We start from the raw sequence: 25,418 nt of genomic DNA on the forward strand, positions 1-25,418 counted from the left end.
CCATGGACAATGTTGGAATATTAGTTTTAGCGGAACATAAAAATGGTTCCATTCACAAAATTAGTTATGAGCTCCTTGGAAAAGCTAAGGAACTGGCAAATGAACTGAATGAACCAATCAGCTGCCTTATGGTTGGCCCCGCAGGAATTGACTTAAAAGAGCTTAATCAAAGAGGAGCAGAAACTGTATATTACATAAAATCAGATGTTTTTTCAAATCCCGAAGAATATCTTTACAAGAAAAACATTGTTGATTTCATAAATGAACACAAGCCTAAAATAGTTCTAGTAGGAGCAACCAACTTCGGCCGTTCCCTGGCCCCTAGAATTGCAGCAGCATTAAAGACAGGACTTACGGCAGACTGTACAGATTTAAAAATTGATGAAGACGGAAATCTCATACAAATACGTCCTGCGTTCAGCGACAACATACTTGCTCATATAAAGACTGTAACTTATCCTCAGATTGCAACCATAAGATACAAGGAATTTACAGAAGCTGAAAGAGATGTAGATGCAAAAATAAATATTGTTGAAATGAAGCCATACATGGACAGCTATCCACAATCGGAAGTTCTTAGAATATTTTCTGATGAAAAAGACGACATAACTGAAGCTCAAATAGTTGTGGCAGCAGGCAGAGCCATAAGAAAAAAAGAAGATCTGAAAATGATTCAGGATCTTGCAGATACATTAGGCGGAGTAATGGGAGCATCCAGAGCATTAGTTGATGCAGGCATGGTATCAAGCGCATTTCAGGTTGGATACAGCGGAAACCGTGTAAAACCAAAAGTCTATATAGCCTGCGGTATATCCGGAGCACCTCAGCACCTGGCGGGTATGAAAGAATCAGGAACCATAATAGCAATAAACTCTGACCCATCAGCCCCTATTTTTTCCATAGCAGACTACGGCTATGTGGGAGATATTTATGAAATTGTACCTCAGCTCATAAGAGATTTGTCACAGGAGGAACCATGGAATTAAAAACTGTAAATGAATTAATCGGTATTGTTGGTGAAGATTACGTAATCACTAATCCGTCCCAGAAAATTTCATATATGTATGACCAGGTTGAAATGGCAATGAGGCCTGAAGCCAATGAAAATTCCATTGTTGTAAAGCCTAAAAACACTGATGAAATTTCTAAAATAATGAAGTATGCAAATGAACACAATATTGTGGTGGTTGTAAGAGGAGGAGGAACCGGTCTATGCGGAGCCTGCACTCCTGTAAGAGAAAGCATAATTCTTTCAACAGAAAGGCTTAATAAAATCATTGAAATTGATGAAGACAACATGGTGGCCGTTCTTGAAGCCGGAGTAACGCTTTATGATCTCCTTGAAGAACTAGAAAACCACGAAGGCGTAGGATTTCCTGTTCACCCTGGGGATGAAGGAGCACAGATGGGAGGCATGGCAGTTACAAATGCCGGAGGAGCCCGTGCTGTAAAACACGGCGTAATGCGCAAGCACATTCAGGGAATGGAAGTTGTTCTTCCTTCAGGTGAAATCATGGAACTTGGAGGGAAGCTCATAAAAAATAACGCAGGCTACAATCTCATGCAGCTTATTATAGGAAGCGAAGGAACACTGGCTGTTGTCACAAAAATAATACTTAAAATTTATCCCAAGGATAAGTATTCAGCAACAATAATTGCCCCATTTGAAAGCTTTGATGATGCATCAAGAGCGGTTCTTGAAATATTAAAAAGCGGAGTTACACCACTGGCTGTTGAATATCAGGACAAACATCTTTTTGTTGACACTGCAAAAATGCTGGGCACACAGTGGCAGGCTGAAAAAGGAAATGCAGACCTCATGATAATCATATCAGAAAAAACAGAAGCTGCACTTTATGAAACATGCAGTCTCATAAATGATATATGTGAAAAGAACAATTCATACGAAACATTGTTTGCAGGCAAGAAGAGCGAACAGGACGAATTGTTATTAATAAGAAGCCAGCACTACGAGCTCATAAAGGATATCATAGGCCATTCTTTCGACACTGCTGTTGCAGTTGCTGATGTTCCTGCATACCTCAAAGAACTTAAATCACTGGCTGAGGAATACAACACCATAACAAATATCACAGCCCACATTGCCGATGGCAACATACACAGCGACATTGTGCTTGTTGATGGAAAAATGCCACCTTACGCTGAGGAGTTGAAAGAAAAAATATTCAAAACATGCTTCAAGTACAACGGAACAATTACCGGTGAACATGGAATCGGAAAACTAAGAATCAATGACCTGAAGTTACAAAAATCCTCCACTGAGCTTGATTTGATGAGAGGAATAAAAAAACTGTTCGACCCTAACAACATTTTAAATCCAGGAACAGTTATAGAAGTTTAATCATCGCCCAAAGATTAATATAAAAAAATAACACCTGATCATGTCAGACTGTTGACAAACCACGACGCTGTCATCCTGAACGATAGTGAAGGATCTCATCCTTAAAATATGAGATTCTTCGAGCAAGCTCTCAGAATGACAACGTCATAAGTTACTTAGTCATCAACCTAATAACACATCAGGTGTTATTTTTTTATTAGTCCATTGCTATAACTGCACCCTGGTAAGTTTCTGCAATGTATGATTTAATTTTATCGCTCTTCAAAGCATCAATCAATGCTTTGATTTCTTCTTTTTCTTCATTGCCTGCTTTTACACATAGGATGTTTGCATAAACCTGAGCTGCTTCTGAATCCTGTTCTTCCTTAGCAAGGGCATCAGTTGCAACATTAAATCCTGCGTCAAGGGCGTAATTTCCGTTTAATACAACGAAATCTGTTTCTCCTGCAACTCTTGCCACCTGTGCAGCTTCAAGTTCTACAATTTCAAGATTGTGAGGATTTTCAACTATGTCTTTTTTAGTTGCAGAAAGTCCTGCGCCTTCTTTAACTTTAATAAGTCCGTTTGCTTCAAGAAGCAGAAGGGCTCTTGCTTCATTTGTTGTATCATTTGGAACTGCAATTGATGCTCCGTCAGGAATGTTTGAAAGGTCATTTGACTTTCCGGGATATATTCCAAGAGGCTCATAGTGAACAACAGCTACAGGAACAATATTTGTTTTGTTTTCTTTATTGAAATCATCCAGGTATGGTTTGTGCTGGAAGAAGTTTGCATCTATGTCTCCTGCTTCAACTACAAGGTTTGGCTGTACATAATCTGAAAATACAACTATTTCAAGCTCATAGCCTTCTGCCTTGAGGTCTTCCTTAACTTGTTCCAATATTTCTGCGTGTGGCACTGCTGTGGCAGCAACTGTAATTTTTTTAAGTTCTGCAGTGTCAGCTGCAGGTGTTTCTGCTGCAGGCTTCTCTGCAGGTGCTTCTTCTTTTTTCTGGCAGCCTGCTGCTCCAAGAGCAAGTGCTGCTACTACTAATAATAAAAATAATTTTTTAATGTTTTTCATAATTTTCTCCTTATGTCCTTTATTTTGAGTACTTTGAAATTATGAATATATGAACGGATCTTTCTCCCGGGTACGACCTGAACATCATATTGTATTTCTTGTACTTGTTAACTATAATTTTGACTAAACAACTCTTTTGTCCGTTTTTTTAGCGATTTTCATTCCTATGGACTGCAGAATCTGCACAAGTATTATCAACAGTATTACGGTAATCAGCATTATTTCTTTTTGATACCTGTAATATCCATACTGTATGGCTATGTCTCCCAGTCCTCCTCCTCCAACAACTCCTGCCATGGCAGAGTAGCTGAGGATTGTTCCTATGGCAATTGTTCCTCCCACAATGAGAGAAGATTTTGCTTCCGGAACCAACACTTTAAAAATTATTGTAGAAAGAGAAGCACCCATGCTTTGAGCTGCTTCAATTACTCCATTATCAACCTCTTGAAGAGATGATTCTATGAGCCTTGCAATAAACGGTGTTGATGCAATTACCAATGGAACTATTGTGGCAGTTGAACCGTAACTTTTACCGGCAATGAGCTTTGTCAAAGGTATAACTGCAATCAATAGTATTAAAAATGGTATTGAACGACCGATATTTACTGTAACATCAAGAATTCTATTAAAAAGTCCCATGGGGCTCAAACCGTCTTTTTTAGTTACAACCAAAGCTATTCCAATGGGAAAGGCAAACATATATGCAAATATGGTTGAAACAAATGTCATATATAGAGTGTCGATTGTTCCTTCAATAAGCATTGTCACAGTAGTATTATCCAACATAATCAACCAACTCCTCTACATTTACATTTTTGCTTTTGAGATAATGTATTATTTTGTCTGATATAATTTCGTCTTCAGGCAGCTGAAGGACCATTTGTCCGAATGCCTGTCCGTTTATGTCTCTTGTGTCTGCAAACAATATGTTAACCTGAGCCCTGCATTCCAAAACCATGTTTGCTATAACAGGCTCAAAGGATGATTTTCCGTCGAATACAATTCTTATGCATCTTTTTCCGGTCATTTCGCTTACTGCATTGCTGCTGTGGTATACAAGTTTTTTTGCTGCATCTGTCTTAGGTTTTGAAAATACTTCTTCTACTTTTCCGGTTTCTGCCAATCTGCCTTTATCAATTATTGCAACCTGATTGCATATTTCCTCTACTACTGCCATTTCATGAGTTATGATAATTATTGTGATTCCTAGTTTCTTATTGATATCCTTCAAAAGCCCCAGTATTGAACGGGTTGTAGTAGGGTCCAGGGCGCTGGTAGCTTCATCGCAAAGTAGTATATCAGGATTTGTAGCCAGCGCTCTTGCAATGGCAACTCTTTGTTTTTGCCCGCCGCTTAACTGTGATGGATATGATTTTTTCTTGTCTGAAAGTCCTACAAGTTCCAGAAGCTCAGAGGCTCTTTTTCTTCCTTCGCTTTTGCTCATTCCGCTTATTTCAAGAGGGAAGCAAATATTGTCTTCAACATTTCTTTGCATTAGCAGATTAAACTGCTGAAAAATCATTCCTATTTCCTGTCTTACGCTTCTTAGCTCCTTGTCGTTCAACAGGGATAAATCCTTGTCCCCTATTATAACTGTTCCACCCGTTGGCTTTTCCAGGAAGTTTATGCACCTTACCAGCGTGCTTTTTCCCGCGCCGCTCATTCCTATTATTCCAAAAATGTCTCCCTTGAGTATGTCAAGGTTTATACCGGAAAGAGCTGTCACCGCATTGTTCTGGCTTATATATTTTTTTTCTAAATCTACTAATTTAATTAATGGAGTTGTCCCCACGATGTTTCCTCCTTTAAGCTATTATATCCTTCACTACCTCGCCTGCGATTATAAGTCCTGCTACAGAAGGAACAAAGGAAACACTCCCCGGTATTGCTCTTCTAGATGTGCATTTTCTTGTGGTGCCAGGAGGGCAGACACAGCCTGTTTTACAGCTGTTTTCTCCGCTGTCTGCTGGTGTTATAGGTTTTTCTTTTGAATAAACAACTTTTAATTTTTTGATTCCTCTTTTTTTAAGTTCACTTCGCATTACTTTTGCCAGAGGATCCATGGATGTCTTGTAAATGTCCGTCACTTCAAACTTTGTTGGATCCAGTTTGTTTCCTGCTCCCATGCTGCTCATGATTGGAACTCCTGCAGCATTGGCTCTCACTATGAGCTCAAGCTTTGCCGTAACAGTGTCTATGGCATCCACCACATAATCATATGATGACAAATCATATTCATCTGCATTGTCTGGCATGTAAAAGCATGCATTTGTTTCAACATTGGCTTTTGGATTTATATCAAGTATCCTTTCTGCCATAACCTCAACTTTTTTTCTTCCAATTGTTTTTCTTGTTGCAATTAATTGCCTGTTTATGTTTGTAAGGCACACCTTGTCGTCATCAAACAGCACAAAGTTTCCCACTCCGCTCCTTGCCAGGGCTTCAGCAACATATGACCCTACGCCGCCTATTCCAAATATGGCAACCTTAGCATTTTTTAACTTTTCCATGGCTTCTTCGCCCAATAAAAGCTGTGTTCTTGAAAATTCGTTTAACATATTACCTTCCCGATTTATATTTTAATTAAAGTTATTGTTCCCAATTTTTGCACACGTCAATCCATTTTTTGCTTCTTGATGTTTTTTCCAGCTCATCCAGCGTAAGTTCAATTGCAGAATTGCTGCTTCCGCAAGCAGGAAACATTGTTTCAAATCTTTTCATGGAATCATCAAGGAATACATCAACATTTTCAGATAGAGCAAATGGACAAACACCGCCTATGGCATGACCAGTATATTTTACTGTATCCTCCGGGGCAAGCATTTTTGCCTTGAATCCAAATTCATCCTTGAACTTCTTGTTGTCTATTTTTGCATCACCTGCAACCACTATAACCATAGCACTGTCGCCATTGTAAAACGATAGTGATTTTGCAATTCTTGCTTCTGCCGTTCCAAGAGTTCGAGCAGCCAGTTCCACTGTTGCAGTTGATTCATCCATTTCAAGAATATCTTTATCCTTGTTGAATTGCTTTAAATAAATTCTTACTGTTTCTACAGACATCATTAAGCCTCCTAAAATAAAAACCCTCTACAAAGAGAGGGCAATATACATATACCGTCTCCTCATCTCCCAAAGAATCCTTTGTCGGAATTAGCACCTTTCAGCATACTGCAGGTTGCCGAGACATCACAGGGCCGATCCCTCCGTCTCTCTTGATAAGAAGTTTTTATTTAATTGATTAACGTTGTGACTACTTTATACCATACATAATTATTTGTCAATGGTAAATTTTAATTTTTTTCAAATATTTATTTAATATACATCATTTTAAAAATTAAACAGTTAAATATCAGCCTTATACAATTTATAGTTTTAAATTTTCATGGCGGTATTTACTTGCATCATTGTTAAACAGTACTGGTCTTTTGTGGATTTTAATATATCATTTAATAAAAAAATTTGCTTATCATTTATATCAATTCATATGCATAAAATTACTGTAGAAAAACATACATAATTTTAACGAAATAAAACTTCATTGATACAACTGTATTTTTTAGCATTTGAATGTATTAGGACGTGCAAACGTTTGATTATTTATACCGTTATATATATTAATGTAAATTTTTCCGCATTATTCTGCAAAATCAGATTTTTTTCGTATCAAATGCTCGAAAAAGATAAAAAATTATTATGAATTGTTAAACAACTGTCAGCTCCGCAGAGAAAAACAGAGCTTTATTAAGATAAACACACTTTTGACACATTTTTAACAACTTTGCTAATCATTAACAATAAATTGGAACATTCAATAAGGTTGAATTTAATTCAGTATAGTAATAAAATTACTGTGGTTCATTTAATCTAAGTTTCATTGATGAGTTACATATGAATGTAATGGCAATTGCCAATACAATAAAAATTTAGGAGGAATTTTTATGTTTAAAAAATTCACAAACGGCTGTGTATATGTTATGAACAAATACCTGCCAGACGCATTTATTTTTGCTATTGTTCTGACAATCATCACATTTATCGGCGGTGTGACTTTAACAGGACAATCACCATTTCAAATGATTCTGCACTGGGCAGGACCAAAAGGATTTTTCGGATTACTATCATTTACTATGCAAATGGTCTTGGTTCTTGTACTTGGAAGCGCAATGGCTCAGGCCAAAGTATTCAAAAACTTGCTTAAAAAGATAGCAAAAGCTGCTAAAACACCTGTAAGAGGAATTATGATCACTGCTTTTGTATCAGTTGTAGCATGCTGGATTAACTGGGGATTTGGTCTTGTAATAGGAGCTTTACTTGCAAGAGAAATCGCCAAAGAAGTAAAAGGAATTGACTACAGACTTTTAATTGCGACAGCTTATTCAGGTTTCGTCGTATGGCACGGTGGAATTTCAGGCTCTATTCCGCTTCAAGTAGCTAACCCGGGCGCTCTTGAAAAAGTAGCTCCTACAATATTTGACGGCACATTTACTATAGCAACAAGCAATACTATATTCTCGCCTATGAACTTATTTATTTCAGGAATTATAATATTTGGTCTTCCATTTGTATGCAAGGCTATGATACCTGACAAAGAACATACAGTTGAAGTTGACCCTGCATTATTAGTTGAAAAAGAAGCTCGTTCCGAAGATGCAAGCAAATTTTCTCCAGCCGATAAAATGGAACGCAGCAAAATTTTATGGATTATCACTTTGGCATTTGGTTTTGTATATATAGTTTACAACTTCACTCAGGTTGGTTTAAACTTAAGTCTTGACTTTGTAAACTTCATATTCCTGTTTGTTGGAGTACTTCTCCATGGAAACCTTAGAAATTACATTGACGCAGTTAATGAAGCTGCTGCCAGTGCTGCCGGCATCATTTTGCAGTTCCCGTTCTATGCAGGAATAATGGGAATGATGGTTGGTGCAAATCCTGAAACAGGTATATCTCTAGCAGGAGTTATATCCAACGGTTTTGTAAGCATTTCAAACAATGTGACTTTCCCGCTGTTCTCATTCTTAAGCGCAGGTATTGTTAACTTCTTCGTTCCTTCAGGCGGAGGACAATGGGCAGTACAGGCTCCTATAATGATGCCTGCTGGTCATGCTCTCGGAGTTGATCCTGCTAAGACTGCAATGGCTATTGCTTGGGGAGATGCATGGACAAACATGGTACAGCCTTTCTGGGCACTGCCTGCACTTTCCATAGCTGGTTTGAATGCAAAAGACGTTATGGGATATTGCGTAATTACCCTGTTGTTCAGCGGTATTATTATATCAGCAGGATTCCTGATTTTCTAGAAGTAAAATTAAAAGCTGTCTCGGCATTGCCGGACAGCTTTTTTTAACTTTTCTATCTTACAAGCTTTTCAATTGAAAGGCAGTTCTTCAATTCATAAAGTTTTTCCTTCAGCAATGGTTCAACGCCTTCAAGCCTGTATGCTACGTTTAATTCGCTGTATTTGTACACTCCAAGGGTGTGATAGGGCAAAAGTTCAACCTTTTTAACCATATCATCCGGAAATGTAATCACTTCCCTTTCAAATTCCCTCATGTTATTTAAGTTGTCATTTATTCCCGGCGTTACAACATGCTTTATCCAGATATCATTCTTATTTCTGATCAACGCTTCTTTGAATTCATTGTAACATCCTATATCCATACCTGTGATATCTTTGTACTTAATAGAATTTGAATGCTTGATGTCAAGAATAACCAAATCTGTGTAATTGAGAATTTCTTCATAATCACCCATACCCACTCCTGCAGTGTCCAGAACCGTATGAATTCCTTCCCTTTTGCACAGCTTAAGACATTCCAGCAGGAACTCCGGCTGCATGAGAGGCTCTCCTCCTGAGAAGGTTACTCCTCCGTCATTAAATTTAAAATAGGGCTTGTATCTTTTGGCTTTCTCAACTATATTTTCAGATGTTGTACTTATTCCTTTTCTAAAGGCCCAGGTGTCAGGATTGTGGCAGTAGGCGCACCTTAGTCTGCAACCCTGAAAAAATACAACCATGCGTATACCGGGGCCGTCCAGAGTACCTAAAGTTTCTATTGAATGTATATTTCCCTGCACTTCATCACATCCTGTCGTGGAACGTCCTGCCTATAACATCCATCTGCTGTTCTCTTGTGAGCCTGTTGAAGTTAACAGCATATCCGGAAACACGTATTGTAAGATTTGGATATTTGTCCGGATTTTCCATTGCATCGTACAATGTGTGGCGGTTCATGACATTAACGTTTATGTGATGAGCATCTTGTACAAAATATCCATCCAGTATGTTTGCAAGGTTGTCTATTCTGTGCCTTTCAAGTTTTCCCAGAGTTTCGGGAACAACCGTGAATGTGTTTGATATTCCATCTTCGCACACATTTTTGTACTTTAATTTTGCCACTGAATTTAGAGATGCAAGTATGCCGCTTTTATCTCTTCCGTTCATTGGATTTGCTCCCGGAGCAAATGGCTCCCCTGATTTTCTTCCGTCAGGAGTGGCTCCTGTTTTCTTTCCATACACAACGTTTGAAGTGATTGTAAGAACCGAAAGTGTGTGGTGAGCGTTTCTGTATGTCTGGTGCTTCTTAAGCTCTTTTGAGAAAAATTCCAGTATTTCTTCTGCAATAATGTCAACTCTGTCATCGTCATTGCCGTACATGGGGAAATCCCCTTCAATTTTAAAGTCAACAGCTGTTCCGTCTTCATCTCTGATTGGTTTAACCTGTGCATACTTTATTGCGCTCAGAGAATCTGCAACTATGGAAAGACCTGCCACTCCAAATGCCATAAGCCTTCCAACATTATAGTCGTGAAGAGCCATGAGGCCTGCTTCATAGGCGTATTTGTCATGCATGTAATGGATTATGTTCATTGTGTTTACATAAAGTTCTGCAACATATTCCATGACTTTTTTGTAGCTTTCCAGAACTTCTTCATAATTTAAAATTTCTGAATCGATTTTTTTAATGTTGTCAATGACCTTTATTTTACTTTTTTCATCAATGCCACCGTTTATGGACATCAAAAGAGATTTTGCAAGGTTGCATCTCGCTCCGAAAAACTGCATGTCCTTTCCAATCCTCATAGCTGAAACGCAGCATGCTATGCCGTAATCATCTCCGTGCATTGTACGCATTATATCGTCATTTTCATATTGAATGGCAGATGTTTCAATGGACATTTTTGTGCAGTACTTTTTAAACCCTTCCGGTAAATTGTTTGACCAAAGAACCGTCATGTTAGGTTCGGGAGCCGATGACAAATTAGTTAATGTGTGAAGAAATCTGAAAGTTGTCTTTGAAACCAGTGTCCTTCCGTCAAGACCCATTCCTCCAAGGGATTCTGTCACCCAGTTAGGGTCTCCTGCAAACAGTTCATTGTATTCAGGAGTCCTCAAATGTCTTACCATTCTCAATTTAAGCACAAACTGGTCTATGATTTCCTGAGCCTCTGTTTCACATAATGTTCCTTCACAAACATCTCTTTCAATGTAAATGTCAAGAAACGTGCTCACTCTTCCCAGAGACATAGCTGCTCCATTGTTTTCCTTTACTCCTGCAAGATATCCAAAATACACAGCCTGTACAGCTTCCTTTGCATTTTCAGAGGGTCTTGATATGTCTGAGCCGTATTTTGCGGCCATTGACTTCATTTGTTTCAGAGCTCTTATTTGTTCCATAATTTCTTCTCTTGCCCTTATATTTTCTTCATTCATGGGCAAGGTTATATTACTATATTCTTCTTTTTTCTTTTCTATTAAAATATCTGTTCCGTAAAGGGCAACTCTTCTGAAATCACCGATTATCCTACCTCTTCCGTATGCATCGGGTAGACCTGTTAAAAGCCCCACGCTTCTTGCATTTTTAATTTCAGGAGTGTATGCATCAAATACTCCTTGATTGTGAGTTTTTCTGTACTTGTGGAATACATCCAATAGTTCCTGAGGTGCAGTGTAACCGTAAGCTTCCAGGGACTGCTCAACCATCCTTATTCCTCCAAATGGATTAAGCATCCTTTTTAAAGGAGCATCTGTCTGAAATCCTACAATAATTTCATTTTGTTTATCCAGATATCCTGGAGCAAAATTATCAATTCCTGAAATGTGTTCAGTGTCAATATCAAGAACTCCCTTTTGAAGCTCTTCCTTCATGAGAGCAGATGCCTTTTGGAACAAGTTTCTTGTTCTTTCAGTTGGCATGCTTAAAAAATCTTCGTTTCCTTCATAGGGCTTATAGTTTTTCTGTATAAAATCCCTTACATCAATTTCCTTTGTCCAGTTGCCACCTTTAAAACTTTTCCATGCTTCTTTCATTGTTCCTCCTAAGAAATTGTCCAGGAATACAAAAAAACCACCTGGACGCAGCCCAGGCGGTCGACTTTTAAATTTTCACACTCCCTCGTGGTGACCCACAATTCCGCCAGTCATGTGATAACTCATATTACATTAATTTATTTTTCTTGTCAATATTTTTATGCATTTTCTATGATGCGGTTTATTTGTTCTTCTATTTGGTTTATCATGAATTCTTCAGTTACTTTTTCCTCATACAGCTTAGACATAGCCTTATCTGTCTGATTTTTTATGTTCTTTACAGTATCAAGTGACTTACCTATGTCAGACAGCACTACCCAGTCATAAATGAGTCCATCAAAAAAATAATCAGCAAAAGTATCAAATGAAGTCACAGAAATTTCAGATCCTGTAATCATTATAATGTCAGAAATTTCTTTTTTGAAACGACTGAGCATTCTCTGAGATTCTTCAGCGTAATTTCTAGCCTCATCAACTGGACTTATGTTTTCTGAAGCAGATCTCATAGTGCGTCCTTTAACATCTGTACCCCAACCTTCTGCTCTTTCAAGTTTGTAGATTGTATTTTCCACAGAATTCAAGGCTTCTTCTCCGGAAGCAATCGCCTCATCAATTTCCTTGATGTTTGCTTTCATGCCTTCCTTGCGTTTTATGAGCTTCTTAATCTCTTCTCCTGTTTCTTTTGCTTCAATGTGTATTTTTTCAAGCTTTTTGTTTATAAGTTCTTCATAGTCAGCTTCACAACCATCTATTTCAGCTATTTCGTCAACAAGCCTTTTTGATTCTTCAGCAAGGTACTCAACATTATGTATGCACTGGTCATATCTGAGCCTGGCTTTCAACAGTTCCTGTCTTTCCTTTGTCTGATCTTCTTCCTTGTCTCCTAATATGGCGTAAAATAATGAAGTTGTATTAGTCGATTCAATTTTTAAAACATCCTGATTTTGCTTTTCAATGTCGCTTGCAAGTTTGTTCAACAGCAGCTTTTCTCTGATCATGTCCTGCTCTGTCTGTTTTAAAAGTCCCTTCAACTTATTCTTTTTCTGAATACATTCTTTCATGTAACTGATCTTTTCATTATATTCGCAATGCATATTAGTTTCTCCTTTGTATATCTGTTCATAGTCATATGTCAACCTAAACAGTATATCAGCTTCATAACTTTTTAAATTATATCATACATCAATTGTCTATTCAAACAGTTTTTAGCTTCTCAAAACAGGAATACGTTGCTAATTTTTTTGGCACTTTGCATGATTTAACAAAATATTTACATTGTTCTTAAAAATTATTTTGTTGAATATATTTATAACCTAATGTATAATGATATAAAGTATGTACTAACTAAAGGAGGAAATTGCAATGGCTATTACAAAAGACATGGTAATCCGCGAAGTAATAAATGCAAGACCTGAAGCTGCTGAAATATTAATGGCTCACGGAATGGGATGCGTTGGATGTCCTGGAGCTCAAATGGAAACATTAGAAGAAGCTGCAGCTGTTCATGGCATGAATCTTGATCATTTACTGGCTGCATTAAATAAATAGATGCAAAAACCGGCTTCAAAAAGCCGGTTTTTTATTTGAAAAGCAATCAATTAAACAGCTGTTTCATGTTTGCTTATGATACTATTATTTACACATTTCAGATTGCTAGTATGTAAATTTTTGTTAATTGATCATTTTAAAGTTTAAATTCTTTTTGATCTTCTCCCCATAGTTCTTCCTGCATGGCTTGAGAATGGCTGTCTGAAAATATTCCCGGTATTCCTCCTGTGTGCAGAAGCATTACATTTTTATCCTTGGATATTTTTCCCTCCTGAATCATTTCTATCATTCCTCTGAAAACTTTTCCAGTGTAGCATGCATCAAGAATTATTGCTTCTTCTCTTGCCATCATATACATGTATTTTCTTGTTACTGGATCCGGAATGTTGTAGGATATTCCAACATACCCTTCTTCAATCCACAAGTCGTCTCTTGAAACATCTATTCCCAGTTCAAGATAATCGCTTGTTTCTTGTATGTAATTAATTTTTTCCTGCAGTTCCTCTTCATTTTTGTGAGATATGCTTATTCCTATTGGTTCAAAGCCGGCATTAAAATATTTTGCACCAAGGTACAATCCGCCGTATGTTCCCACTGAACCAAATCCAGTGAATACATAATCTATTTTTACTTTCATTTCTTCAAGCTGGTCTTTTATTTCCTTTGCTGCCATGACATATCCTGCTGCTCCTAAGGGAGAACTTCCCCCTATGGGAATCATGTATACTTTTTCACCCTGATCCTCATACATCTTAACTACTTCAGCAGTAGTTTTGTCCACAAGCTGCTTGTATTTATCTGCCTTTACGTCCGGCTTCTCATCCTTAAAACTTGTGTCGTCCATAAAAAACAAATCAGCGCCCATCATCTTGTCAAGAATCAGGTTTCCTGATGCTTTCTTTGGGGCAGGTCCATCCATTATAATTCCGCATTTGAGACCGAATCTGGCTGCCACAGCTGCAGTAAGCCTGCCGTGGTTCGTCTGCTGTCCTCCGTATGTAAGAAGGACTGTGCACTCCTTGTCCAAGGCATCCTTTAACAAGTAGTCTAACTTTCTAAGCTTGTTTCCTCCTGTTGCATATCCCGTAAGGTCATCTCTCTTGATGTATATATTAATGCCGTATTTTTTGCTTAAGTTTTCAAGCTTGTGAATTGGTGTGTTGTAAAAACCCGTAGTTATCTTTTCCATATTTTCCAGCTTCATATATCCTCCTAAAATTGCCGCGCTTCCCTAAAGTTAAGGCCGAACACTCGTTTTATATAAAAAGGCTTTCCTGATTCATAAAAACTGAGGGCAGCGCTAGGCATACCCTTCCATAATGATTGTTATAACAATTCGTCCAACTTGCTCTTGTTGAATCCCACAACAACATCTTCATCAATCATAATTACAGGAACACCCATGTATCCCATGGAAATGAGCTCTTTTTTAGCAGCCTGGTCTGTTGAAACATTTTTTTCCTCGTACTCATATCCTTTTTCTTTCAAGTATTCCTTTGCAGCAGTACAATTAGAACATGTATTGCTTGAATAAATTTTTATATTTTTCATACTAGCCTCCTGTATTTTGTAATTTTATCACTATTAATTGTAAGTAATTTTAACATAAATTATGCCAAAACTCCATAATTTAATTATAATTTTTTCACAAAATGAACTCTGCGGAATAAAATAAACTATGCGCATTATATATGAAAGGAATGATTAAATGAAAGAATGTACTATTTCTATAGATGCTCCGGACAAAATACTGAAAGGAGCAGGTATTCCTGACAGTTCATTTGTTCCATCAGGCATTTACAATATTAAAATCAAATTTTCGAACACCGGTGAAAATTCTAAAATTTGCTCCTTCAGCTCAACATTAGGAAACGGAATAAGATACCTGAAAAACTTCAGCCTGGAAGGACCGGATGAATCCTTAAAAAGCAAGTTAATTGTGGTTGAGCCCAACGCCCTGCTTGGAAATAACAATTGTATAATTTTTGCTAATAACTTCATTTTATCCCCCGGTTCAACAAATGTCCTCTCATTTAATGTTGCTCTCTGCGACAGATATACTACAGGTAGCGTTGAAAATTCCGGTGATAAAATACCTCATAAAGAAAAAATAAACTTCTTTGCCCATTTAATAGAAGGAGAAAATGTTGATTCCTGCAGTGCTTCATCATCTGCTCACGATTATGAAATGAAAGTTATGTGCCAGGAAGAAAACATAAAGCCCGGAGAAACCACAAAGTTTTATGTCCACTGCTGCACAGGACAATATGATGTTGCAAGAAGCGTATACATAAGGAGCATTTTAGACGACGGGCTTGAGTTTGTTGCTGATTCATGCAACTTAGAACCAAGAAATGTCTACAAGTTCAATGGAAAGACTGTTATTAAATGGGATGTGGGAACACTTCAGCCTTCAGAAACAAGACGCATAGGATACATGGTTAAACTCAGAAGTGATTTTAATAAAGAGTCTGGAACCATGCTTAGAAACAAGCTGAATTCAAACTGCATAAACAACTCAGAGTACACACAATGCCCATCTAGCTGTTCTTACAGCCTCAGAGTGATTAATACATAATTATAACAAAACTATTGATTAACACGGGCGGACACAAGGTCCGCCCCTACAATTTACAGAATTCAAAATTTGAATACATAACAGTTTTGAAATTTATTTATTTCCTAGAACTATGCTGTAATAATCATCGTCCAGAATTTTCGCTGCATATTTAAACTTATCTTTTACCTTGGAAGATATTTCTTCCACATAAGAATCATTTATGTTTTGACCTTCCTTCACAGCTGAGATTCCCGTCTTTGCATCAAAATATACCTTATCAGTTACCCAGCTTCTGTCAGAAAACATTACAAGAGGCTGAGAATCGGACAATATATCGCTTCCCATAAGAAGCCTTGAGTCATATTCAACACCCATGAGGTTGGACAATGTTGGTATGATGTCCAGACTTGAACATGTCTTGTTTATTTCTACTGGCTCCATTCCTTCAGACCAAAGGATAAAAATTCCCTTATACAGATCAAACTCAGAACTTATTTCATGTCCCGCCAGCTCGCTTATTTCTGATTTTTCAAGACCGTATGGATAATGATCCGGGCTTATGGCAATGAGAGTGTCATCAGCTATTCCTTTTGCTTCAAGACTTTTTATCAATTTTTCCATTGCTCTGTCAAGCTCAATGTTGCAGGCAATGTAAGCCTTAACCCTTTCAGAATAAGGAAGATCTTCCACAAGTGCACGGTTCTTGCTTGCTATGAAATTTCCTGAAAATGTGTACTGTAAATGTCCGCTCACAGTCATATAGTATGTGTGAAACGGCTGATTGTCTATATATTCGGGAATTGTAAGCTCCATCATCTCAATGTCTGACTCAGGCCATGTTTCAGTTACATCAAGTCCGTTTCCAAGGCCCTTGTACTCATATCCAAGATTTGGATGAGACAAGTTTCTGAAATAGTAGTCAAAATAATGGTCGTGATAGGCATTTGCAGTATAGCCTATATTTTTAAGCTGATTTCCCATGGCAAAAGGCATGTAATTTTCGGAGGACTTATAAAAGCTCCATATTCCTTCCTTAGGCAGAAGGCTTGTGCATGCCACATACTCTCCGTCAGAGGTGCTCACTCCCCACAGAGGAGTGTAAAAGTCAGTGAATCTGAAACCTTCCTGCTGCATTTTGTACAGGGTGGGAGTAAGCTTCTCATCCACTGCATATGGAGAAAAACCTTCGGCAGTTATCATTATTAAATTTTTACCCTTGAACATTCCTGTGTATTTATTTTTTTCAGTGGGCTTTAAGTTACCGAAATATTCATGCATTGCTCTGATTTCCTTGTTGCCTTCAACGGAGGCTAATTCTGCAAAATCAATATCCATGACGTTGTATTCAGCTTCCGCCTCATCTTCAACAATTGGATTTTTTTCCTCTGAATTTGTCTCATCAGGTACTTCTTTTTTCACTACCGGTTCGGATTCGCTGGCGAAAACCTCTGAATTTTTCAGAATATTCTGAATATCAAGCCTTCCTGTTGTAAGAAGGCCAAAACGGTCAATAGAATCCACCACCAAAAATGTTTCCCTGTAAAGATATGAGGAACTTAACATTCCCTTGTCAGAAGATAAAACAAGCATTACAACAAAAATCTGCAGGCATAAGGCTGCTGCAGCAGAAAACTTTATGTTTCTTGAATTATTTTTCGGGAACTTCATTTTTTTAACAAATATTAAAGACAATGCTGAAGGTATGAGCATAAGGATTAACATGTGAATATTTCTAAGCACTGCATCTTCAAGAACGTCCATAAATTGAGCAGCCTTCCCAGCTCCTATGAAAAAGTAAAGGCTTGCAAATGTTGAAAATATTTTAAAATAAGTCATCTGTGCTGCATAATAAAATGTGAGGATAGATGTAACTGCAACGTAGATGATTTTGTTCCATTTTTCACTGAATGCTGATGTTGCTATGAAAAAAACAATACCTGCTGGCAGAGAAAAAAGGCACATAAAAACATAGCCTGCATTAAAAACATTGTCATATGATGAGATTTTAAGAATTGTTTCAAAATAGACAATCATTGCAGGAAAAAACAATATTCGCGCTATTTTTTTCAAATGATCATTCAAGATTATACTTCTTTCTGGTTATTTTTTAGTTGCTGCTCCGACTATTTCGTGATTATTGAGTCAGAGCAGCATATTTTACAATAAGTCTCTCAGTGATTCTCTTGTGTTTCCATTGATTCCCACTGTTGTTTCAGCGTGATACATTGAACTAATTATTGATTCTTCAACAGCCTCGGCAGCAGCTCTGAACACCTGGTCGATTGCTTCATCATCAAGCATTTTCATGCTTACAATGTTTGTGTCTGAATAGTGCTTTAGTATGTTAGCTGTTGTAAATGATATGCATATGTCACCGCTTCCGTTTCCCAGATAAGATCCTGTTCTTCCAAGACCTATAACTGCTCTTTTTGAAACTCTCTTAAGCTGTCTTTCACTTAATGGAATGTCTGTTGCAATAATCATAATGATGGAGCCTTTGTCTTTTTCTTGCTGCTGGTTGTTATAAATTCTTTCTCCTGCTTTGTCGCCGCCTATGATCAAATCCTTCAATGAGCCGAAGTTTGACATAACTATGGCACCCAGGGTGTATTCCTTGTTGTCAAGTTCTACAATTCTTGAAGAGGAACCAATTCCTCCCTTAATACTGTAACACACCATTCCTGTTCCGGAACCTACGGCTCCTTCTTCAAAATCTTCTGAAGCGTTTTTAATTGCTTCTAAAACGTGTTCTTCCTTCACATGAAGGCCTCTTATGTCGTTGAGTCTTCCGTCGTTGCATTCTGTAACAACACAGTTTACGGTTCCCGTAGTTGAGCCTATGTCTTCATTTTGTTCCAGCATATATTTAACAAGTCCTGTGGCTGCAGTTCCAACGCTGAGGGTGTTTGTCATGATTATTGGTGTTTCAATGGTTCCAAGTTCTTCAATCTGAAGTATGCCCATGCTTTTTCCAAAACCATTAATCACACATGAAGATGCCATCACTTTTTCCTTGAAAATATTCCCTTCATGAGGAAGCACTGCCGTCACTCCTGTCTTTATGTTTCCGTCGTTCAATGTCACATGTCCGACCTTCACACCCTTTACATCAGTAATGAGGTTTCTTTTGCCTTTTTTTAAAGACCCTATGGCAATGCCAAAATCTTTGTCTAAACCCATTTGTTCCTCCGAAATTTTATTTGATTACATTTATAAGCGCTTCATTGTCAACAAAATTTTGTATGTTGATTTTAATGAGCTTCTCCCACCTTGTCTTGTTGTTCTTTACAATTCCAGACGTGTGTGGAGTTAAATATACATTTTTCATATCCCACAATTCATTGTTTTCTTCTAGAGGCTCTGTTTCGAAAACATCCATTGAAGCATAGCTGATTACATTGTTTTTCAATGCTTCAGCTAAGTCTTTCTCATTGATAATGCTTCCCCTTGCTATGTTTATTAAGGAAGCGCTGTTCTTCATGAGATTTATGTTATCCTTGTTGATCATGTGGTATGTGTCCTTATTTAAGTCCACTGTCACAACAATGTAATCGCTGTTAGCCATTACATGTTCAAGACCTTTTTTTCCTGAATATATTTCATCAAAATATGCCATAGCGAGAACCGGTGTCCTCTTAAAACCTAAAACTTTCACTCCAAAGCCCTGCAGTCTTTTTGCAATTTCAGTTGCAATGGAGCCGGTGCCTATGATACCTATGGTCTGCCCCATGAGCTCTGTTCTTTTAAATCTTTCCCACTTGTGTTGTTTCTGATTATCAATATATTTAAGTGCATTGGCGTTGTGCATGAGAATTCTCAACACTACCTCCTCTGCTATGGGCACTGAGAAAATATCTCTTCCGTTAGTAAATGTTATTTTTCTCTTTTTCAGATACTCCATGTCTATGTTGTCATAGCCTGCCCTGAATGATTGAATCCATCTTAAGTTAGGCATTTTATCAAGAATTTCAGGCTTGAAGTTGTGAGGCTCCCCTATGAGAGCTTCTGCTTCAGGGCACTGGTCAATTTCTTCGAAAAATTTTATATCAGGATACGTCTTCCTTGCATATTCCAAATAATGCTTATCAATTATTATATTCATATTATTCTCCCATATTTATGATTTATTGTCAAATATAAAACAAAAGGCGCCTCAGCGCCTTTTTGTTGTATTAACTGATGCAGTATCCAACAATTTCGTAATCAGCCGGAACTTCATAATTTTTTTCAGTCTTTCCTAATTTCCATTTCATATCAAACAATGTACTGTCTATTATTGCCTCAAAATAAAGCATTATAACACCTGTATCAATTTTTTCCTCATAGTTGTCTGCGTATGAATCAGACCTCAATGCCAGCACTATTGTTCCGTCGTCAACTATGAATCTCCACGGCTGTCTGTTCTTTGTGGAAGGAGCCCTTCTTGCGCTTACAAAAGCTTCAAGCAGTCCCATATTTGCCAGCTCATCCGGGTCTGCATTTTCTCCCCACTTTTTCATGAACACAACGTCTCTGATGCCAAGCCTGTCTGAAACATTGTCTTCTATTATTTTAACTTCAGTCTTTGTAGGGTTGTGTTCATACACTGTTTCATAAATCACTTTATTCTTATTGTCGTCAAATCCCAGTGATATAAGTGCAGTTACTTTTTTGTCGGATTGGATGTTAAGTTTCTTTTTAAGATCTTCTCCATCCTTAAATGTAATCCAGCATGAGCCAATACCAAGTTCCCATGCCTTGAGCATTATGTCTTCTGCTGCATAGCCAGTATTTTCTATATAATGATCTTTTTCTTCGGAAAGGATGATCATATAGTGCGGAGCTTCAATCATCCGGTCGTTATAGCCTGCGCTATTTTTAAGATTATCATAAACTTCATTTTTATTCTTTAATAAAACTTCTATATTAATGTCTTCAAACAATCTTTTCCCTTTGTCAAAATAATCTTTCAACTGGTCTAATTTCTGAAGACTGACTTCTTCTTTCTTGTAATCTCTGATTGATTTTATAGATGCGATAGTATCCTTGTAATTCATTTTATTACCTCCATGTAAGTTATATTTTATATATACCCACATTTAGAATAAATTAACATAGTAATTTAAAATTTACTATTTAAAATGCAATTACAATTCCTCCGTCATCTGCATAGACAGTGCTCAATCCTGACGACTTGAAAATTTTTACATCCTTGAAAGGATATCTTGCCATTATCTGGTCTCTTAATTTTTCTGCTTTTTCCAGACAATCAACATGAGTTATGCCAAGAACAGTGTTTTCAAAATCCACATTGTATTCGGCTATCATGTCCACCAGTCTCTCAAAAGCTTTTTTCTTTCCTCTTACTTTTTCCTTGAGCTCAATTTTTCCGTTGCCGTCTTCTCCCATTATGGGAACTATGTGCATAATGTTTGCAAGCATTGCCTTGAAGTTTGTTATTCTGCCGTTTTTTGCAAGATTGTCCAGGGACTCAAGTATAAAAAATGTTTTCAATTTTGAAATATATTTGTTTGTCTGCTCAATTATTTCTGCAGTATTGATATTTTCTTCAATAAGCTGCTTCACTTTCATGGCAATCATTGTTTCCCCTGCTGCTGCAGATTTTGAATCAATAACATGGACAAAACTCTCGGGAAATTTTTCCCTGAATGAATCAACAGCAACCATAGCGCTGTTGTATGAACCGCTTAATTGGCTTGATATTGTTACTATAAAATTGTCAGTATGGTCCTTGAGTTTATTGATAAATTCTTCCGGAGGAGCACATGCTGTTTTTATCTGAGAAGTACTGTTTTTCATTTTGCGGATAAGTTCATTAATATCCAGATTTTCATCAACTATCTCTTCATTTTCTATAAGTATTCTAAAGGGAACCCTTTCAATATCTTCCGTATAATCGTTAAAATCAACACAACTGTCGACAATTAAATTTTTCTTCATACAGATCACTCCTCATAAATTTTATATACAATTATAACAAAATTCAACAACCTATTCAATTGAATTTTTAAATATTATGGAAAAGCAGTTGCTTTTTAGGCCTCGTCAGTTTTTTTATCTGTGCTTCTCTTTTAAGAGCATCACCCTTGCACTGATATTCTTCAAAATACTTGAGCTCTACGGGATTTCTGCCCCTTGTGTACTTTGCCCCCTTGTTCTCGTTGTGGGCTTTGATTCTTTTCTCCAGGTTGTTTGTATACCCCGTGTACAATGTTCCGTCACAGCACTGCACGATATATATGTAATGCATATTTTCACCTTTATTATTTTCAGATAAAATCATTTTAACATATTTTTATAAAAAATTCAGCATTTTATGTCCAGAAAATTTATATAGATTATTTTAACTTGTTATGCGATGATAAATCAATTGTTTAAATTGACATTTAGATTTTGCTATATTAAAATAACCTTATACAGTGGAGGTTAATATGAAAATAGGAATAATTGGAGCCATGGATGTTGAAGTTGCAGAACTGATTGAATCCATGGAGAACATAAAAAAAGACACAATAAGCGGTATAGTGTATTACGAAGGAACACTTCAAGGAAAAGATGTTGTTGTTGCAAAATGCGGAATAGGCAAGGTACATGCTGCAGTGTGTACTCAGACCATGATACTTAAATATAATCCTGCAGCAATCATAAACACAGGAGTTGCAGGAAGTCTAAGCGCATCTCTTGACATAGGAGATCTTGTTGTTTCAAACAAGGTTGTTCAGCACGACTTTGACACTTCAGGAGTAGGCGACCCAATTGGGCTTATTTCCGGAATTGATCTTATTGAAATACCATGCCCTGAAATGCTGGTTGAAAAAATAGAAGCAAGTGCAAAAAAAATTGAAAACACAAAAGTATTTGTAGGTACAATTGCTTCCGGAGACCAGTTCATTTGCAGTGCATCAAAAAAAGATTACATTGTTGAAAACTTCAAGGCTCTTTGCGCAGAAATGGAAGGTGCTGCCATAGGACATGTGTGTTATCTGAACAATGTGGATTTCTGCATAATAAGAGCCATCTCCGACAAAGCAGACGGCTCAGCTCACATGGATTTTCCTGCCTTTGTCCAAGTAGCAGCGAAAAAATCAATAAATCTCATAAACAATTTTTTAAAAACTGTTTAATTAAGGAACCAGAAGTTCAATGGCATTGTGGACAGAAGATATTTCAAGTGGTGCGTATCCCCCGAAATCTCCGTCGGCATCCACTGACAAATCCTTGTCAGAAATAATTTTAATATTTTTCCCCTGGTAGTAATGAACCTTGGGGTGCTTAATGTGCTGACCGTTAAAAACCTTCGTAAATATTTGAAGGAGGTCAGCATTATTTGTTTTTTCGAAAATAACCAAATCAAGGAGACCGTCGTTTATTTTAGCATCGGGACACAAATATTTGAATCCTCCAGCTCCAGACGAATTTACAACAAGAAAAAGCAGCGTGCTGAACTTGTATTGATTTCCGTCAATTTCATATGTTATGTTGTGTGAGCTTTCAAGTTCTTCCGGAACCTGCACAGCAGCCTTGAAATAATATGCGTATTTTCCCAGTATTGTCTTAGCTTCAACTGTGACGTTGTGTGGTATACTGGTAAATGCCCCTCCGCCCACAACATTTACAAAATAATCATCATTTATTTTCCCAACATCTATGGAAATAAACTTTTTCTTTAATAAAAGTGATGCAAAATTAGCATAAGCCTTTGGCATTTTCAGCTGTTCAGCGAAATCGTTAACTGTTCCAGCAGGAAGAATTGCAAGATTTGGTCTTTCTGGACATTTCATCATGCCGTTTACAACTTCATGGACTGTACCATCACCTCCGCAGGAAATTATCATGTCAAATCCTTCTTGGCATCCCCTTATGGCAGCAGCTTCACCGTCTCCCTTTTTCTTTGTTGCAAAAAATGTAAATTCAGTATCTTCAATTTCCATTATGGATTCCGCAGCATGAAATATTTTTTGCGGAGCCAGTTCCTTACCTGATGATGGGTTATATATTACAAAGTATTTTTTCATTTTATCTCCGTATTCATATGATACATAATTATATCAATTAATGAAAATTTTTCAATCTAAATCATAAAAGTGGAGCCAGAAGTCTGCAAATTGATTCCTTCATCCTGATAATAACCCCTCTTTCAAGATAAAGCTCTCTTGTGAGCTCCATGGAATAATTTAAATCCTCCATGAAAATATCATAGAGATTGCCTGAAATTTTCTGGTCATAAATCAATGCATTGCTTTCGAAATTCAGTTTGAAGCTCCTCATATCAAAGTTGGCCGTCCCTGCAGAAGAAACCACTTTGTCTATCACAATTGTCTTGGCATGAAGAAAACCATATTCATAGGTATAAACCTTCACTCCGTATTTTAAGAGCCCTCCGCAATACCAGTATGTCGCCCAGTAAACAAATGGATGGTCAGGCTTGCAGGGAATCATTATTTTCACATCCACTCCTGACATGGCAGCAATTTTAATGGATTCAAACACGCTGGCATCAGGTATGAAGTAGGGTGTCTGGATTAAAATGCTTTCCTTTGCTGAATTGATCATTTTAACATAGCTGCTTTTTATTGTCTGGTCTGGTGTATCCGGACCGCTGCTTATAATTTGTATGCCCACTGCACCTGAGTTGTTGCTGTCAGGAAAATATTTGGGCAAAAATATGAGGTCTTCTTCCTTGGATGCATGGCCCCAGTCCAGAAAAAATCGTGTCTGAAGATCAATGACTGCATCTCCTGTTATTTTCAAATGTGTATCCCGCCAGTATCCGATTTTCTTATTCAAACCCAGGTATTCATCACCTATGTTGAATCCTCCTATAAAAGCTGTATTACCGTCTATTACAACAATTTTCCTGTGGTTTCTGTAATTTATCTTAAAGTTAAAAAACGGAAAGCGACTTTCAAAAAACACTGCAACTTTTACTCCTGAAGAAGTCATTTCCTTGATTTTTTCCTTAGGCACATGTCTTCCTCCTACAGAATCAAACAAAAGCCTCACTTCAACTCCTTCGGCTGCTTTTTTCTTTAAAATTTCAAAAAGTTTGTTTCCTAAACCATCATTTTTAATGATGTAATATTCAATGTGGATGTGGTGCTGTGCTTTTTCCAGCAATCCGAAAAGTTCGTAGAACTTTTCCTGACCATCAGTATATATTGTTACATCATTGTTTTGAGTGTATGAAAAACCATGAAAAAAAAGGTTCATCTTAATTAAGTCCTTGAAACGTTCAGCATTTTTGTCATTTAACACCAGTTTACCCGAACTGAACAGTTCCTGCTGAACCTTGATGTAATCACCGAATGTTTTCCTGGTGTATATTTTCATTGCAAAAAGTTTTTTCCTGCTGAAGTTTTGAGAAAGCATGAGATAGAGCAAAAATCCGAATCCGGGAAATATGAGTAAGACAAGCACCCAGGCCAGCGTTGCTGTAGGGTCCTTCCTTTCAAGAAAAATCACAACGACAGCCATAGCGATGTTTATAAAATAAATTATTGAAATAGAACTGAAAATATTTAACATGACTGCCTCCTTGTCAATACTTTATTATTACATATATATTGTTTAT

General features: G+C 37.2%; 24 protein-coding genes and 2 riboswitches. Of the genes, 6 read left to right on the forward strand and 18 right to left on the reverse strand.

The window, feature by feature from the left end; all coding sequences use genetic code 11:
- The first annotated feature begins 2 nt into the window (after window positions 1-2).
- Both LY60_RS00595 and LY60_RS00600 read left to right on the forward strand, forming a co-directional pair.
- Window positions 3-986, forward strand: a complete 984-nt coding sequence (locus tag LY60_RS00595; RefSeq protein WP_145078547.1) for an electron transfer flavoprotein subunit alpha/FixB family protein — start codon at window positions 3-5, stop codon at window positions 984-986.
- Window positions 977-2,362 (forward strand): FAD-binding oxidoreductase, encoded by a 1,386-nt coding sequence (locus tag LY60_RS00600; RefSeq protein WP_145078550.1) that lies wholly within the window; start codon window positions 977-979, stop codon window positions 2,360-2,362. The genes LY60_RS00595 and LY60_RS00600 overlap by 10 nt, the downstream gene beginning before the upstream one ends.
- A 196-nt stretch (window positions 2,363-2,558) precedes the next feature.
- On the opposite strand, the gene LY60_RS00605 is transcribed toward LY60_RS00600, so the two are convergent.
- The 5 genes from LY60_RS00605 to LY60_RS00625 form a co-directional block, all read right to left on the reverse strand.
- Window positions 2,559-3,416 (reverse strand): MetQ/NlpA family ABC transporter substrate-binding protein, encoded by an 858-nt coding sequence (locus tag LY60_RS00605; RefSeq protein ID WP_484346120.1) that lies wholly within the window; start codon window positions 3,414-3,416, stop codon window positions 2,559-2,561.
- Between the two features lie 132 nt (window positions 3,417-3,548).
- Window positions 3,549-4,211, reverse strand: a complete 663-nt coding sequence (locus tag LY60_RS00610; RefSeq protein ID WP_145078556.1) for a methionine ABC transporter permease — start codon at window positions 4,209-4,211, stop codon at window positions 3,549-3,551.
- Window positions 4,201-5,217 (reverse strand): methionine ABC transporter ATP-binding protein, encoded by a 1,017-nt coding sequence (locus tag LY60_RS00615; protein WP_145078559.1) that lies wholly within the window; start codon window positions 5,215-5,217, stop codon window positions 4,201-4,203. The genes LY60_RS00610 and LY60_RS00615 overlap by 11 nt, the downstream gene beginning before the upstream one ends.
- Window positions 5,218-5,230: 13 nt before the next feature.
- Window positions 5,231-5,983 carry a tRNA threonylcarbamoyladenosine dehydratase gene (locus LY60_RS00620; protein ID WP_145078561.1) on the reverse strand — a complete coding sequence of 251 codons (753 nt, stop codon included), beginning with the start codon at window positions 5,981-5,983 and terminating at the stop codon, window positions 5,231-5,233.
- 31 nt (window positions 5,984-6,014) lie between these two features.
- Window positions 6,015-6,488 (reverse strand): YbaK/EbsC family protein, encoded by a 474-nt coding sequence (locus LY60_RS00625; RefSeq protein WP_145079740.1) that lies wholly within the window; start codon window positions 6,486-6,488, stop codon window positions 6,015-6,017.
- 59 nt (window positions 6,489-6,547) lie between these two features.
- Window positions 6,548-6,650, reverse strand: a riboswitch (SAM riboswitch).
- 716 nt (window positions 6,651-7,366) lie between these two features.
- On the opposite strand from LY60_RS00625, the gene LY60_RS00630 reads away from it, so the two are divergent.
- Complete coding sequence (locus tag LY60_RS00630; protein WP_145078564.1) at window positions 7,367-8,728, forward strand: short-chain fatty acid transporter; 1,362 nt, start codon at window positions 7,367-7,369, stop codon at window positions 8,726-8,728.
- Window positions 8,729-8,780: 52 nt separating this feature from the next.
- Here the strand turns inward: LY60_RS00630 and pflA are convergent, their stop codons facing one another.
- From pflA to LY60_RS00645, 3 genes are all read right to left on the reverse strand, one after another.
- A complete protein-coding gene (gene pflA / locus LY60_RS00635; protein ID WP_145078567.1) occupies window positions 8,781-9,506 on the reverse strand; it encodes a pyruvate formate-lyase-activating protein in 726 nt (241 codons plus the stop codon).
- Between the two features lie 4 nt (window positions 9,507-9,510).
- Entirely contained in the window at window positions 9,511-11,739 is a 2,229-nt protein-coding gene (gene pflB, locus LY60_RS00640; protein WP_145078570.1) for a formate C-acetyltransferase, read from the reverse strand.
- A gap of 43 nt (window positions 11,740-11,782) precedes the next feature.
- Window positions 11,783-11,863, reverse strand: a riboswitch (ZMP/ZTP riboswitch).
- 34 nt (window positions 11,864-11,897) lie between these two features.
- On the reverse strand, window positions 11,898-12,833 hold the full coding sequence (locus LY60_RS00645) for an AAA family ATPase (protein ID WP_145078573.1): 936 nt from the start codon (window positions 12,831-12,833) through the stop codon (window positions 11,898-11,900).
- Between the two features lie 268 nt (window positions 12,834-13,101).
- Here LY60_RS00645 and LY60_RS00650 point away from each other — a divergent pair, with 268 nt between their 5' ends.
- Window positions 13,102-13,287, forward strand: a complete 186-nt coding sequence (locus LY60_RS00650; RefSeq protein WP_019228745.1) for a DUF1858 domain-containing protein — start codon at window positions 13,102-13,104, stop codon at window positions 13,285-13,287.
- A 136-nt stretch (window positions 13,288-13,423) separates the two neighbouring features.
- On the opposite strand, the gene LY60_RS00655 is transcribed toward LY60_RS00650, so the two are convergent.
- Entirely contained in the window at window positions 13,424-14,491 is a 1,068-nt protein-coding gene (locus LY60_RS00655; RefSeq protein ID WP_145078575.1) for a 1-aminocyclopropane-1-carboxylate deaminase/D-cysteine desulfhydrase, read from the reverse strand.
- Between the two features lie 122 nt (window positions 14,492-14,613).
- Entirely contained in the window at window positions 14,614-14,838 is a 225-nt protein-coding gene (locus LY60_RS00660) for a glutaredoxin family protein (protein WP_019228747.1), read from the reverse strand.
- Between the two features lie 157 nt (window positions 14,839-14,995).
- Here LY60_RS00660 and LY60_RS00665 point away from each other — a divergent pair, with 157 nt between their 5' ends.
- A complete protein-coding gene (locus tag LY60_RS00665) occupies window positions 14,996-15,865 on the forward strand; it encodes a hypothetical protein (RefSeq protein ID WP_145078578.1) in 870 nt (289 codons plus the stop codon).
- 93 nt (window positions 15,866-15,958) lie between these two features.
- On the opposite strand, the gene LY60_RS00670 is transcribed toward LY60_RS00665, so the two are convergent.
- From LY60_RS00670 to LY60_RS00695, 6 genes are all read right to left on the reverse strand, one after another.
- Window positions 15,959-17,881, reverse strand: coding sequence for an LTA synthase family protein (locus LY60_RS00670; protein ID WP_145078580.1), 1,923 nt, complete (start codon window positions 17,879-17,881; stop codon window positions 15,959-15,961).
- 123 nt (window positions 17,882-18,004) lie between these two features.
- Window positions 18,005-19,027 (reverse strand): DmpA family aminopeptidase, encoded by a 1,023-nt coding sequence (locus LY60_RS00675; protein ID WP_145078582.1) that lies wholly within the window; start codon window positions 19,025-19,027, stop codon window positions 18,005-18,007.
- 16 nt (window positions 19,028-19,043) lie between these two features.
- Window positions 19,044-19,949 carry a D-2-hydroxyacid dehydrogenase gene (locus LY60_RS00680; protein WP_145078585.1) on the reverse strand — a complete coding sequence of 302 codons (906 nt, stop codon included), beginning with the start codon at window positions 19,947-19,949 and terminating at the stop codon, window positions 19,044-19,046.
- A gap of 70 nt (window positions 19,950-20,019) precedes the next feature.
- Window positions 20,020-20,883 carry a nitroreductase family protein gene (locus tag LY60_RS00685; RefSeq protein ID WP_145078588.1) on the reverse strand — a complete coding sequence of 288 codons (864 nt, stop codon included), beginning with the start codon at window positions 20,881-20,883 and terminating at the stop codon, window positions 20,020-20,022.
- A gap of 79 nt (window positions 20,884-20,962) precedes the next feature.
- On the reverse strand, window positions 20,963-21,787 hold the full coding sequence (locus LY60_RS00690) for a DegV family protein (protein ID WP_019228753.1): 825 nt from the start codon (window positions 21,785-21,787) through the stop codon (window positions 20,963-20,965).
- A gap of 67 nt (window positions 21,788-21,854) precedes the next feature.
- Complete coding sequence (locus LY60_RS00695) at window positions 21,855-22,097, reverse strand: GIY-YIG nuclease family protein (protein ID WP_040582224.1); 243 nt, start codon at window positions 22,095-22,097, stop codon at window positions 21,855-21,857.
- 181 nt (window positions 22,098-22,278) lie between these two features.
- Between LY60_RS00695 and LY60_RS00700 the strand changes: the two genes are divergently transcribed.
- On the forward strand, window positions 22,279-22,971 hold the full coding sequence (locus LY60_RS00700) for a 5'-methylthioadenosine/adenosylhomocysteine nucleosidase (protein ID WP_145078591.1): 693 nt from the start codon (window positions 22,279-22,281) through the stop codon (window positions 22,969-22,971).
- On the opposite strand, the gene LY60_RS00705 is transcribed toward LY60_RS00700, so the two are convergent.
- Window positions 22,972-23,862, reverse strand: coding sequence for a diacylglycerol/lipid kinase family protein (locus LY60_RS00705; RefSeq protein WP_145078594.1), 891 nt, complete (start codon window positions 23,860-23,862; stop codon window positions 22,972-22,974).
- Window positions 23,863-23,923: 61 nt separating this feature from the next.
- Entirely contained in the window at window positions 23,924-25,372 is a 1,449-nt protein-coding gene (gene cls, locus LY60_RS00710; protein ID WP_145078597.1) for a cardiolipin synthase, read from the reverse strand.
- Between the last annotated feature and the right edge of the window lie 46 nt (window positions 25,373-25,418).

The organism is Sedimentibacter saalensis (assembly GCF_007830175.1).
Taxonomy (GTDB): domain Bacteria; phylum Bacillota; class Clostridia; order Tissierellales; family Sedimentibacteraceae; genus Sedimentibacter; species Sedimentibacter saalensis.